This is a genomic window from Stappia sp. WLB 29, from assembly GCF_023507705.1.
Lineage (GTDB): Bacteria > Pseudomonadota > Alphaproteobacteria > Rhizobiales > Stappiaceae > Stappia.
Map to the genome: position 1 here is coordinate 121,185 of NZ_JALBGD010000005.1, position 12,811 is coordinate 133,995.

A 12,811-nucleotide genomic window follows, 5' to 3' on the forward strand; every position below is an offset into this window, starting at 1 on the left:
TTGAATCAATCATCTGTTTACCTTTCGCGGCCTTCTCGCGCGCACTGCTTCGCTTCGTTAACGAGGGACGCGAGGGGGAGTGCCCGGCAAGGTTTGCCTAATGCCCTGCATGGCCTGCCGATTTTCCGGATAGGCGGATTCGGGGCTTGCGAAATGCAAGGGATGGGATGCGGGAAGGTTAACGGCAGGGCCGCAGCCGGCGCCGCGAAATCGGGCCGAGAAAAAACTTTTCGCCCCACGCAGGAAATTTCATAATGGCTTGCCAGAATAACAAGAGAAAGAAAGGCACGCCCATGGGCAACGAGTTCCCGAACACCGACATCCCGCAGGAGCTGGCGACCCTCGAGCCGCCGCATGTTCCCTATGAGTCCTTCACCGACGCGCAGGCCGCCGTCGACCGGCTGCGGGAGCTGTTCGAGAGCAACACCGCCTTCCTGCGCGATGCCTTCGCCGATTTCCTCGCCGGCCGCATTCCGCAGGGGCGGGTGCGGGCCTGCTATCCGGAAGTGCGGGTCGTCACCGCCACCCATTCGCGCATCGACAGCCGGCTGGCCTACGGCTTCGTCTCCGGCCCCGGCGTCCATTCCGCGACGGTGACGCGCCCGGACCTGTTCGGCGGCTATCTGAAGGAGCAGATCGAGCTGCTGCTGCGCAATCACGAGGTGCCGGTGGAGGTGGGGACGAGCGCCCTGCCGATCCCGCTGCATTTCGCCTTCTACGACGGCACCCATGTGGAAGGGGCGGCGGAGGTGCTGCAGCGCCCGCTGGCCGATGTCTTCGACCTGCCGGACCTGTCGATCCTGGACGATGCCATCGTCAACGGCACGTTCGAGGTGCCGCCGGGAGCCCCGCGGCCGCTGGCGCCCTTCACCGCACCGCGCGTCGACTATTCGCTGCACCGGCTGCAGCACTACACCGCGACGGCGGCCGAGCACTTCCAGAACTTCGTCATCCTGACCAACTACCAGTTCTACATCGACGAGTTCTGCCGGCTGGCGCAGGAGCTGATGAACGATCCGGCAAGCGGCTACACCCGCTTCGTCGAGCCGGGCAACCTGGTGACGGAGGCGGGCAGCGAGCGCCAGGAAGTGGCGATGCGGCTGCCGCAGATGCCGGCTTATCACCTGGTGCGCCCCGACGCGTCCGGCATCACCATGATCAATATCGGCGTCGGCCCGTCCAACGCCAAGACGATCACCGACCATGTGGCGGTGCTGCGCCCGCATGCCTGGTTGATGCTCGGCCACTGCGCCGGCCTGCGCAACAGCCAGAAGCTCGGCGACTACGTGCTGGCGCACGGCTATGTGCGCGAGGACCATGTGCTGGACGCGGACCTGCCGACCTGGGTGCCGATCCCGCCGCTGGCCGAGGTGCAGGTGGCGCTGGAGCGGGCGGTGGAGGAGATCACCGGCCTTGCCGGCTACGAGCTGAAGCGGGTGATGCGCACGGGCACCGTCGCCTCCATCGACAACCGCAATTGGGAACTGCGCGACCACCGCGAGCCGGTGCAGCGCTTCTCCCAGTCGAGAGCCATTGCGCTGGACATGGAATCGGCGACGATCGCGGCCAACGGTTTCCGCTTCCGCGTGCCCTACGGCACGCTGCTCTGCGTCTCCGACAAGCCGCTGCACGGCGAACTGAAGCTGCCGGGCATGGCGACGGATTTCTACAAGCGGCAGGTGGCGCAGCATCTGCGCATCGGCATCCGCAGCATGGAGATCCTGCGGGCGATGCCGCGTGAGCGGCTGCATTCCAGAAAGCTGCGCTCCTTCGCCGAGACGGCGTTCCAGTAGGGCTTTCCGTTCAGCGGAAATGCGGCCCGTGGCACCAGCAGGTGAGCGAGTTGCGGCGGCCGAAGGTGACCGGCGCCACCCGGTGCAGCATGAAGGAGGCGAACAGCGTGGCATCGCCGATGCCGCGCTCGGCCGCCCACACGGCGCCGCCCAGATTGATCTGCAACTCGCCGCCCTGGTAGGCGGCCGGCTCGCTCAGCTGCACCACGATGGTCAGCTTGCGCCGCCGCGCGATGGGGCCGTCGCCGATGTCGGAATGCCAGTCGTAATGGCCGGCATTGCTCTCGTCATAGGTCGCGACCTGCAGCCGCTCGCCGAAGTCGGTGATGTCGAAGTCGAAATGCTCGCGGTTGGCCGCCGCCACGCCCGAGACGATCCGCTCCATCACCCAGGCGGCAGTGCCGGTGTCGTCGAGCCAGGCGATCTCCGCCCGGCGGATATTGTGGTGGTGAAGGCCGCCGACGAGACCGCCCGCCGCCGTCTGTGCCTCGTCCGCAAGGCGGATCACCTCGCGAGCTTCTTCTTTGGAAAACAATGCCGGAATGGAATGCGTGAACATCGGCCGAAGTCTCCGCAACGGCTAGGGTCAGGACCCAAAAGGTGCGCGTCTATGCGGCAGTTCTTCGGAAAACGCAATCGAATTGCGGGAGGCCCCTGCGTCAGGCGGAAAGCCCCGCCTCGACCGCCTTGCGCATCACCGTCGGCAGGGCCTCGCTGCCGAGATCCGCGGGCGCCGACCACCAGCACCCGTCGGGCGCGGCAAGGTCCATCGGCGCGCGCGCATGCCAGACCGCAAGCTCCAGATGGAAATGCGTGAATGTGTGCCGCACGTCGCTGGCGACGCGCGTCCAGCGCAGCCGCGCGGCGGCAAGTTCCGGCGGCAGCAGGGAGACGTCGCCGCCGTCGACATCTTCTTCCCAGGCGCTGACCGGCGGCTCGCTCATGCCGCCGAGCAGGCCCTTGGGCGGGCGGCGGCGCAGCAGCACCGCCCCGTCTTCGCGTTTGATCACGAAGGCGAGGCCGTAGCGGGTGGGCTTGGCCGCCTTGCGCTGCTTGACCGGCAGGATCTCGGCGATGCCGAGGCGTCTCGCCTCGCACGGGGCGGACCAGGGGCAAAGGGCGCAGGCGGGTTTGCGCGGGCTGCACAGGCTGGCGCCGAGATCCATCATCGCCTGCGCGAAGTCGCCCGGTCGCTCCTGCGGCACCATCAGCGCGACGGCGGAGCGGATGTCGGGCTTCGAGGCGGGCAGGGGCGTCTCGATGGCATGCAGGCGCGAGGTGACGCGCTCGACATTGCCGTCGACGACGGCCGCCGGCCGGTCGTAGGCGATGGCGGCGATGGCCGCCGCCGTATAGGGGCCGATGCCGGGCAGGGCGCGCAGGCCCTCCTCCGTATCGGGAAACACCCCGCCATGATGGCGCATGACCGCCTCGGCGCAGGCCTTGAGATTGCGCGCCCGCGAATAGTAGCCGAGTCCGGCCCAGGCCTTCATGACGTCGGCCTCGTCCGCCGCGGCAAGATCCGCCACCGTCGGCCAGCGTTCGGTGAAGCCGGCGAAATAGGGCTTCACCGCCTGCACCGTCGTCTGCTGCAGCATGATCTCGGAGAGCCACACCCGGTAGGGATCGGGCGCCTCGCCCTGCCGGCGGTCGCGCGGCGAGATGCGCCAGGGCAGCACGCGGGCATGGCGGTCGTACCAGGCGAGCAGGGCGGCGGCGAGATCGGTCGCGGAGGCGGCGGGGGCTGCGGTCATGGAGCATGAGGATCGGGCGGCGCGGCGCGATTTCAAGTGCGGAATGAACGAGCGGCCGCAAGGCCTGTGGATTGCGCGCTTGCGGGGACAGCGGTGACGAGACGGGAGAGGGCGGCGCCTCGTCGCAAAAGCGACGCAATTCGCGCGTGAAACAGGAGATATGAGTGATTCGCGGCACTACAAGTCGAACAACAGAACGAATACGGGAGCGGTCCCCGGCTATGTGCGCCGGGTGACGCGCGCGCGCCCGCTTGCCGACCTGATCGGCAAGACGCTGGAGCCGGCCTGCCGCAAGCGCGGCTTTGCGGCCGCCGACCTTCTCTCCGACTGGCCGGAGATCGTCGGCGAGCGCTATGCCGGCCGGGTGCAGCCGATCCGGCTGGACTGGCCGCGCGGCAGCCGCGGCGGCGAGTTCGACGAGACCCCGCGCCCGGCGACGCTGGTGGTGCAGACGGACGGGGCGACCGCGCTGCTGCTGACCCACGAGATGCCGCAGCTGGTCGAGCGCATCAACGGCTTCTTCGGCTGGGCCGCGGTGGAGCGCATCCGCATCCTGCAGCGCCCGGTCACCGACCGTCGCCGCCAGCCGCCGCCGAAGCTGCGCCCGTTGACCGGCGCGGAGGAGGCGGAGCTTGCCGAGCGGCTGGCCCCCGTCGAGGGCACGCCGCTGGGCGCCGCGCTCGAACGGCTGGGCCGCGCGGTGCTCGCCCGCACCCGCTGAGGCGCCTGCGGAAACGGCTCCCCGCCTGCTCGCGACGGCTGCTCGCGATCTTGTGAAGCCGGCGGAACTCTGCGGTTTTCCGCGCTCCCATTGCCGCCACAATATGCGTGTCGTTTGAATTTCGCACAAAAGGCGATAAACAGCGTTTACGCCGATAGACCCTTTCATTCAGTGGGAAGAGACCCGTGAGCCTGAACCGTCGACAGTTGATCCTGCGTTCCTCCGCCGGCCTGCTCCTGGCCGGAACCGTGCTGCCGGCCCTGCCGGCCTTTGCCCAGTCGGTCGACGTCGAGGAACTGATGAAGCCGGGCGCGCTTCCCGACAAGGTGCTGGGCAGCGAGGACGCGCCGCTCACCATCGTGGAATACGCCTCGATGACCTGCGGCCACTGCGCCAACTTCCACAAGAACACTTATCCGCATCTCAAGAAGGAGTATGTGGAGACCGGCAAGGCGCGCTTCGTCTTCCGCGAGTTCCCGCTCGACCCCGTCGCCTCGGCCGCCTTCATGCTGGCGCGCTCGGTGCCGGAGGACAAATATTTCGAGGTGGTCGACTTCATGTTCGCCGAGCAGAGGGCCTGGGCCTTCACCCAGGACCCGTACAACTCCCTGCTGAGTTTCGCCAAGCAGATCGGCTTCACTCAGGAAAGCTTCGAAAAGGTCCTGACCGATCAGGCTCTGCTTGACGGGATCAATGCGACGCGCGACCGTGCGTCGAATGAGTTCGGCGTCAACTCGACGCCGACGTTCTTCTTCAACGGCAACAAGGTCAGCGGTGCGATCTCGCCTGAGGAACTCGACAAGGAAGCTGCCAAGTATCTCTAGGACCGGCTCCGCCGGTGCCCGGGCGCCGGCGGCTGCCTGCTTGCGGGGCGTGAGCGCCCCGCCGGCTGCCTGCTGACGCTGCGCCCATGAAGTTCAACAAGCTCCGCGTCCTCGGTTTCAAATCCTTCGTCGAGCCGATGGAATTCATCATCGGCGACGGCCTGACGGGTGTCGTCGGGCCGAACGGCTGCGGCAAGTCCAATCTCGTCGAGGCCCTGCGCTGGGTGATGGGCGAGAACTCCTACAAGAACATGCGCGCGTCCGGCATGGACGACGTGATCTTCTCCGGCAGCCTCAACCGCCCGGCCCGCAACACCGCCGAAGTCACGCTCTTTCTCGACAATGCCGACCGTACCGCGCCGGCCGGCTTCAACGACAGCGAAGCGGTGGAGGTGACGCGACGGATCGAGCGCGAGGCGGGCTCCAACTACAAGATCAATTCCCGCGACGTGCGCGCCCGCGATGTGCAGCTTCTCTTCGCCGATGCCTCGACCGGCGCGCGCTCGCCCGCGCTGGTGCGCCAGGGCCAGATCGGCGAGCTCATCGCCGCCAAGCCGACCTCCCGCCGCCAGATCCTGGAAGAGGCCGCCGGCATTTCCGGCCTGCACTCGCGCCGCCACGAGGCGGAGCTGCGCCTGCGCGCGGCCGAGCAGAACCTGGAGCGGCTGGAGGACGTGCTGGTCCAGATCGACGGCCAGCTCGACAGCCTGCGCCGCCAGGCCCGGCAGGCGAGCCGCTTCCGCAACCTGTCGGCCGAGATTCGCTCCGCCGAGGCCGGGCTCTACTATCTGCGCTGGATCGACTGCCGCGACAGGCTGAAGGCGGCGGAAGCCGAATTCGCGGAGGCCGAGGAGGGCGTGCGGCTGGTATCGCTGGCCCAGGCGGAGGCGGCGAAGAACCAGGCGATCTCCGCCCACAAGGTGCCGGAGATGCGCGAGGCGGCGGCCCGCGCGGGCGCCGCCGTGCAGCGGCTGGTCATCGCCCGCAACGAGCTGGACGGCGAGGGGCGCCGCATCCGCGAGCGCCTTTCGGACCTGACCGGCCGCCTGCAGCAGCTGCATCAGGACATCGCCCGCGAGCAGGCGCTGGTGTCGGAGAACGACGAGCACCTGTCGCGGCTCGCGGACGAAGAGGAAGAGCTGCGCGGCGAGGACCTGTCGCAGGAAGAGCGCGCCGAGGAGGCGCGCCTTGCAGTGGAGGCGGCGAGAGAGGTCGTGGCCGCGGCAGAGGAGCGGCTGTCGGCGCTGACGCAGGAACAGGCGGGCGTCGTCGCCCGCCGGCGCCAGCTGGAGGAGGCGCATCGCACGGCGGTGCAGCGGGCCGAGCGGCTGGTCGCCCAGCATGGCGAGGCGGCGGCGCAGGTCGCCGCGCTGGAAGCCGATATAGAGGGCGCGCCGGCGCTGGAAATGGGACGCGAGGCGCTGCTCGACGCGGAAGGCCGGCTGGATCTCGCCGAGGAGCGCGTGCTGGAGGCCGAGGAGCGCACCCGCAGCCATCGCGCCGCCGTCGACGCGGCGCGCCGGCCCTTGAGCGATGCGGAGGCGGCGCTGTCGCGCCTGGAGACGGAAGCGCGCACGCTGCAGGAGGTGCTGTCCGCCGGACAGGCCGGCGAGTGGCCGGCCGTGGTCGAGGCGATGACGGTGGAGCCGGGCTTCGAGACGGCGCTGGGCGCCGCGCTCGGCGAGGATCTCGACGCGCCCGTCGGGGGCGACGCGCCGATGCGCTGGAGCGCGGAAGCCGCGGACGGCGGTACGTTGGCCGGCGATCCGAAGCTTCCCGCCGGCTGCCGGCCTCTCTCCGAGGTGGTGCGGGCCCCGGCGGCGCTGGCGCGGCGTCTTGCCCAGATCGGCCTTGTCGAGGAGGGGACGGCAGCGGGCCTGCTGCGGCAGCTGAAGCCGGGTCAGCGGCTCGTCAGCCGCGAGGGTGCGGTGTGGCGCTGGGACGGGTTCAGCGTCTCCGCCGATGCCCCGACCGCGGCCGCGCAGCGGCTTGCCCGCAAGAACCGGCTGGCGGCGCTGGAGCTGGAAATCGACACGGCGGCCGAACAGCTCGAGGCTTTGCGCGAGGGTTTCGCCGCGGCCGAGGCGGCGCTGCGCATGGCAGCCGATGCCGAGGAGGCGGCACGCCAGGATGTGCGTGCGGCGCGCTCTGCCGCCGATGCGGCGCGGCAGGAGGTGCTGCGGCTGGAGCGCACCCATGCGGAGGCCGAGGCGCGCCTTGCGGGCCTGCGCGCCACCGTGGAGCGGCTGGCAGGCGACCTTGCCGAAGGGCGCGAGGCGGCGGAAATGGCGGCCGCCGCGCTGGAGGAGATTTCCGGCAGCGAGGGATTGCAGGGCGCGATCGATGCCGCGCGGGCGGAAGCCGCGGAAGCGCGCGCCGCGCTGTCGCGCGAGCAGGCTGCGGCCGACGGGTTGGCGCGCGAGAGCGAACTGCGCCGCCGGCGGCTGGAAGCCATCGCCCGCGAGCGGGCCAGCTGGATCCAGCGGGCGGCCGGCGCGCGCCAGCAGATCGAGGTGCTGGGCGAGCGGATCGCCGCCGCCGAGGAAGAGCGCATGGAGCTGATGGAGGCGCCGGAGGACATCGAGCTCAAGCGCCGGTCGCTGCTGAGCGAGATTTCGGCTGCCGAGGAGGCGCGCCGTGTCGCCGACGATGCGCTGGCTAGGGCCGAGGAAAAGCAGCGCGAGGCGGACCGGCAGGCGCACCAGGCGCTCGCGATGCTGGGCGAGGCGCGCGAGCGGCGCATCCGCGCCGAGGAACGGCTCACGGCCGCCACGGGACGCAAGAGCGAGATCGAGGCGCGAATCGACGAGGCGCTGGAAGTCGCCGTCTCCGCCCTGCCGGCGTTGGCGGGGCTGAAGGAGGGGGCGCCGCTCCCCGAGCCGGACGGCATCGAGCGCCGGGTGGAGCGGCTGAAGGCCGAGCGCGAGCGCCTGGGCGGCGTCAACCTGCGCGCCGAGGACGAACTGTCCGAGATCGAGACCCAGCGCGGCTCGCTGGTCGGCGAGCGCGACGACCTGATCGAGGCGATCAAGCGGCTGCGCGGGGCGATCTCCAACATCAACCGCGAGGCGCGCGAGCGCCTGCTCTCCGCCTTCGAGACGGTGAACGGCCATTTCCAGCGCCTGTTCACCCATCTGTTCGGCGGCGGCACCGCCGAATTGCAGCTGGTCGATGCCGAGGACCCGCTGGACGCGGGCCTGGAGATCGTCGCCCGCCCGCCGGGCAAGAAGCCCCAGACCATGACGCTGCTGTCGGGCGGCGAGCAGGCACTGACGGCGATGGCGCTGATCTTCGCCGTCTTCCTGACCAACCCGGCGCCGATCTGCGTGCTGGACGAGGTGGACGCGCCGCTCGACGATGCCAATGTCGAGCGCTATTGCGACCTTCTCGACGAGATGACCCGCAGCACGGCGACCCGCTTCGTGGTGATCACCCACAACCCGATCACCATGGCCCGGATGAACCGCCTGTTCGGCGTGACGATGGCCGAACGCGGCGTTTCGCAGCTGGTTTCGGTGGATCTGCAGACCGCCGAGCGATTCCTCGAAGCGGTCTGAGGCCGCGTCATCGCAGTGCGATGCAACACGGTCCTGTGAAGATGCGCCGGCGGACAGTTCGACGCAGCCCGGTTTCTGACCTGAAAGTTTATTTATAACAATGGTTTGGCTGTTTTCTGCGTGTTCTTGACAGGGGCAGGGGCGGCGACTATGGTGCGCCCGGCTTCCAGGGGTCGGCGGCGTACGCCGGAGCGTATCGGGAGAGGGGACCGCAGCAATGTCTCCGAACGAGAACGAACCGGGCGTGCAGGGTGCACGGCCAACGGAAGCGGAACTGTCCGAGCGAAGAAACCGGCTTGCACGGGCGCTCGAGGAGAAGACGGCGCAGGCCGAAGGCCAGAAAAGCGTGTCGTCCTCGGGTACGGGGCAGGGCTTCGCCCAGGCCATGAAACTGTCGACGGAGTTCGTCGCAGGTGTTCTGGTCGGGGCGGCCATAGGCTGGATGATCGACAAGGGTTTCGGCACGAGTCCGTGGGGCTTGATCGTCTTCCTCTTGTTGGGTTTCGTTGCGGGCGTGCTGAACGTCTTGCGCTCTGCCGGCTTGATCGCGGAGCAGCACGACAGAACGCGCGACGGATAGTTCGAACCTGAATTCAGGCCGGCGAGCGAAAGGGCTTCGCGCGCCGGCGTGCCATGCGACCGCTAGACGAGGGGCTGACCCGGTGGCGAACGATCCGATCTCGCAGTTCAAGATCACCAAGCTCGTTCCGATTGAGGTCGGTGGCCTCGATCTTTCCTTCACCAATTCCTCGCTGTTCATGGTGGCAACCACGGCCGTCGTGGCGACGTTCCTGATCCTGTCGACGAGCGGACGCGGCCTGGTGCCCGGCCGCTGGCAGTCTGTGGCGGAAATGTCCTACGAGTTCGTAGCGAACACGTTGAGAAGTGCGGCCGGCAACGAGGGAATGCGATTCTTCCCGCTGGTCTTCTCGCTGTTCATGTTCGTGCTGATCGCCAACCTGATCGGCATGTTCCCCTACTTCTTCACCGTTACCAGCCACCTGATCGTCACCTTCGCGCTGTCGATGCTGGTGATCGGCACGGTGATGATCTACGGCTTCGCCAAGCACGGGGCGAAGTTCCTCAAGCTGTTCACGCCGGACGGTGTGCCGCCGGTGCTGTTCATCCTGGTGACGCCGATCGAGATCATCTCGTTCCTGTCGCGTCCGGTCAGCCTGTCCGTCCGTCTGTTCGCCAACATGCTGGCGGGCCACATCACGCTGAAGGTCTTCGCGGGCTTCGTCACCTCGCTGATCGCCGCCGAGGGCCTGGGCATCATGGGCCCGGTCTTCTCGGTCCTGCCGCTCGCGATGACCGTCGCGCTGACCGGCCTGGAATTCCTGGTGGCGTTCCTGCAGGCTTATGTTTTCACGGTTCTGACTTGCATGTACCTCAACGATGCGCTGCATCCGAGCCACTAAGAGTCAGTTTGGTTCGGCCCCGCAATAAGGCGGGGCCGTCGTTACGTCGCTGCAATCTCACCTCAAGGAGCTAGTGTCATGGAAGCTGAAGCAGCAAAGTACATTGGTGCGGGTCTCGCCTGCCTTGGCATGGCCGGTACCGCTCTCGGCCTCGGCAACATCTTCGGCAGCTACCTGTCGGGCGCCCTGCGCAATCCGTCCGCCGCCGATGGCCAGTTCGGCCGCCTCATTTTCGGCTTCGCCGTGACCGAGGCGCTCGGCATTTTCTCGCTTCTCGTCGCCCTTCTCCTGCTCTTCGCCGTCTGATACGATGTCGGATTGCGTCAGCGACGCACACTTTCTGGCCGGGCGCATGACGCGCCCGGCCGGCGCTTCGCGCCAGGCGCGATGCGAGCATGGCTGCGGCATTGGAGATGATAATGGCCACGACCGGCGCCGAGACCCAACACGGCAGCACCAATGCTGTCATCGAGATCCCGGCCGACGAGCATTCGGTCGGCACGTTCCCTCCCTTCGATGGAACGACCTACGCATCGCAGCTGCTCTGGCTCGCGATCACCTTCGGCCTGCTCTACTGGATCATGAGCAAGGTGGCTCTGCCGCGTCTCAGCGGCATCCTGGAGGATCGCCGTGACCGCATCGCCGGCGACATCGCCGAGGCGAACCGCCTGAACGAAGAGAGCAACGCCGCGATCGCCGCCTACGAGCAGGCGCTGGCGGAAGCTCGCAACAACGCTCACAAGATCGCCCAGGACACCCGCGAGAAGCTCAAGGCCGACGTCGACCGTCGCCGGGCCGAGACCGAAAAGGGTCTCGCGGAGAAGCTGTCGCAGGCCGAGGCCCGCATCGCCGAGGTCAAGACCGCCGCGCTGGGCAATGTCGGCGAGATTGCCACGGAGACCACCAGCTCGCTGGTCGAGGCTCTGATCGGCAAGGCGCCGACTGCGACCGAACTCAACAAGGCCGTCGATACGGCGATGAAGTGAGGACAGCCTGATGGACGCTTCTGCATGGGCTCTCGTCGGCCTCGTCATCTTTCTCGCGATTGTCGTCTACATGAAGGTGCCCGGCATGGTCGGGACCTCGCTCGACAAGCGCGCCGACACGATCCGCAAGGAGCTTGAGGACGCCCGCCGCTTGCGCGAGGAAGCCCAGGCCCTGCTGGCCGATTACCAGCGTCGCCGCCAGGAAGCCGAGGGCGAGGCCGAAGGCATCGTCGCCGAGGCCAAGCGCGAGGCCGACCGCCTGACGCTCGAGGCCAACGCGGCCCTGGAAGATCTCATCGCGCGCCGCACGGCTGCTGCCGAGCGCAAGATCGCCCAGGCCGAGGCCCAGGCGATTTCGGAAGTGCGTGCGCGCGCCGCCGATATCGCGGTCGCCGCCGCCGGGGCGATCCTCTCCAAGAAGGTCGCCGGCAATGTCGGCGACGAGCTGCTCGCCAAGAGCATCGAGGAAGTGAAGACCCGCCTCAACTGACGGCGGCTTCTTTTCCCTCATCCAGCTTCGAGACGGCCCCGCTTGCGGGGCCGTTTTCGTTTGTATGGTGTGAGGACTGGCCGGATTGGGGCACGGCCCCTTCGGAAAGAGCGTCTTTGCCGAGGGCTCTCCCGGCGTCGTCCTGCACCTCGCTGCGCTTGGCCGGGGTGACGGCGGAGGGGATGCGAGCTCGGGCCACGTTCTCAAGCCGTCATCTCGGCCGCAGGCGAAGCCTGAGAGCCGACCCATTGGCACCATCGGCAAGTATGAGGCGGGAGGTGGTCACCACATGCTCGGCTGTCATACCTGCGAAGGCAGGTATCCAGTATCCGCCGGAGCGGGTGGTGGCGCCAAGCCAGCCGTCTACGGCTGTCCGGCCGCCGCTCAAGGGCCTGAGCCGTTATCTTTCGGGGTTACTGGTTCCCGGTCTTCGGCTTCGCCAAAACCGGGATGACATCCTGCGCTTGGGGTTCATGTCGGAGGATCGTTTCCGCCGGCCTTGCGCTCTGCCCTCTTCCGGCATCTCCGTCCCGCCTAGTCCTCGCGCAGGCCGAGGGCCGCGGCGACCGGGCGGAAGCTGCGGCGGTGCAGCGGGCAGGCGCCTTTTTCCGTCAGCGCGGCGGCATGGCGGGCGGTGCCGTAGCCCTTGTGCCCTGCAAAGCCGTAATCGGGGAAGACCCCGTCCATCCGCGCCATCAGCCGGTCGCGGGTGACCTTGGCGACGATGGAGGCCGCGGCAACGCACAGCAGGCGCCCGTCGCCCTTCACGGCCGCCTGTCCCGGGCAGGGCAGGCCGGGGGGCACGTCGCGTCCGTCGATCAGGCAGGCGAGCGGTGCAACGGGGAGGGCGCGGGCGGCGCGGGCCATGGCAAGGAGCGTCGCCGCGCGGATGTTGCGGGCATCGATCTCGCGCGGCGAGGCGAGGGCGACCGCCACGAAGGAGGTCTCGAGGATCTCCTCGTAGAGCTGTTCGCGGCGCGCCTCGGTGAGCTTTTTGGAATCGGCGAGCCCGTCGGGCACCGCCTGGTGATCGAGAATGACGGCCGCGACGGCGACCGGTCCGGACCACGGGCCGCGGCCCGCCTCGTCGATGCCGGCAAGCCGCCCCTCGAACTGCCGCGACAACGCGTGCTCGGCCGAGGGGTCGAGATCGGCCGGCAGGGCAAGTTCGAGCGCAGTGGACAGCGAAAGATACATGCCTCCAAGGTTCCGCCAAGGGCGCCCCGGCGCAACCGCAATCTTTCGAAATCCACCGGGCTTGCGCG

General features: G+C 68.4%; 12 protein-coding genes. 9 read left to right on the forward strand and 3 right to left on the reverse strand.

Annotated features, from left to right (window positions below; genetic code table 11):
- Nucleotides 1-293: 293 nt before the first annotated feature.
- The gene (locus MNI96_RS11660) at nucleotides 294-1,793 is read left to right on the forward strand and encodes an AMP nucleosidase (protein WP_249693279.1); all 1,500 of its coding nucleotides are present in this window, start codon (nucleotides 294-296) and stop codon (nucleotides 1,791-1,793) included.
- Between the two features lie 10 nt (nucleotides 1,794-1,803).
- Here the strand turns inward: MNI96_RS11660 and MNI96_RS11665 are convergent, their stop codons facing one another.
- Both MNI96_RS11665 and mutY read right to left on the reverse strand, forming a co-directional pair.
- The gene (locus MNI96_RS11665) at nucleotides 1,804-2,352 is read right to left on the reverse strand and encodes a 2OG-Fe(II) oxygenase (protein ID WP_249693281.1); all 549 of its coding nucleotides are present in this window, start codon (nucleotides 2,350-2,352) and stop codon (nucleotides 1,804-1,806) included.
- A 100-nt stretch (nucleotides 2,353-2,452) separates the two neighbouring features.
- The gene (gene mutY / locus MNI96_RS11670) at nucleotides 2,453-3,547 is read right to left on the reverse strand and encodes an A/G-specific adenine glycosylase (protein WP_249693282.1); all 1,095 of its coding nucleotides are present in this window, start codon (nucleotides 3,545-3,547) and stop codon (nucleotides 2,453-2,455) included.
- Between the two features lie 160 nt (nucleotides 3,548-3,707).
- On the opposite strand from mutY, the gene MNI96_RS11675 reads away from it, so the two are divergent.
- The 8 genes from MNI96_RS11675 (at nucleotide 3,708) to MNI96_RS11710 (ending at nucleotide 11,546) form a co-directional block, all read left to right on the forward strand.
- Entirely contained in the window at nucleotides 3,708-4,268 is a 561-nt protein-coding gene (locus MNI96_RS11675) for a DUF721 domain-containing protein (RefSeq protein WP_249693283.1), read from the forward strand.
- Between the two features lie 185 nt (nucleotides 4,269-4,453).
- A complete protein-coding gene (locus MNI96_RS11680; protein WP_249693284.1) occupies nucleotides 4,454-5,092 on the forward strand; it encodes a DsbA family protein in 639 nt (212 codons plus the stop codon).
- An 86-nt stretch (nucleotides 5,093-5,178) separates the two neighbouring features.
- The gene (gene smc, locus MNI96_RS11685) at nucleotides 5,179-8,649 is read left to right on the forward strand and encodes a chromosome segregation protein SMC (protein ID WP_249693285.1); all 3,471 of its coding nucleotides are present in this window, start codon (nucleotides 5,179-5,181) and stop codon (nucleotides 8,647-8,649) included.
- A gap of 217 nt (nucleotides 8,650-8,866) precedes the next feature.
- Complete coding sequence (locus MNI96_RS11690) at nucleotides 8,867-9,229, forward strand: AtpZ/AtpI family protein (protein WP_249693286.1); 363 nt, start codon at nucleotides 8,867-8,869, stop codon at nucleotides 9,227-9,229.
- 82 nt (nucleotides 9,230-9,311) lie between these two features.
- Entirely contained in the window at nucleotides 9,312-10,070 is a 759-nt protein-coding gene (locus MNI96_RS11695; RefSeq protein ID WP_249693287.1) for a F0F1 ATP synthase subunit A, read from the forward strand.
- Nucleotides 10,071-10,148: 78 nt separating this feature from the next.
- The gene (locus MNI96_RS11700; RefSeq protein WP_067220716.1) at nucleotides 10,149-10,376 is read left to right on the forward strand and encodes a F0F1 ATP synthase subunit C; all 228 of its coding nucleotides are present in this window, start codon (nucleotides 10,149-10,151) and stop codon (nucleotides 10,374-10,376) included.
- 113 nt (nucleotides 10,377-10,489) lie between these two features.
- Nucleotides 10,490-11,056: a F0F1 ATP synthase subunit B gene (locus MNI96_RS11705; RefSeq protein ID WP_249693288.1), complete on the forward strand. Its 567-nt coding sequence runs from the start codon at nucleotides 10,490-10,492 to the stop codon at nucleotides 11,054-11,056.
- 10 nt (nucleotides 11,057-11,066) lie between these two features.
- Entirely contained in the window at nucleotides 11,067-11,546 is a 480-nt protein-coding gene (locus tag MNI96_RS11710; RefSeq protein WP_199270370.1) for a F0F1 ATP synthase subunit B, read from the forward strand.
- A 534-nt stretch (nucleotides 11,547-12,080) separates the two neighbouring features.
- Here MNI96_RS11710 and rnhB read toward each other — a convergent pair.
- Nucleotides 12,081-12,743, reverse strand: a complete 663-nt coding sequence (gene rnhB, locus MNI96_RS11715) for a ribonuclease HII (protein ID WP_249693289.1) — start codon at nucleotides 12,741-12,743, stop codon at nucleotides 12,081-12,083.
- Between the last annotated feature and the right edge of the window lie 68 nt (nucleotides 12,744-12,811).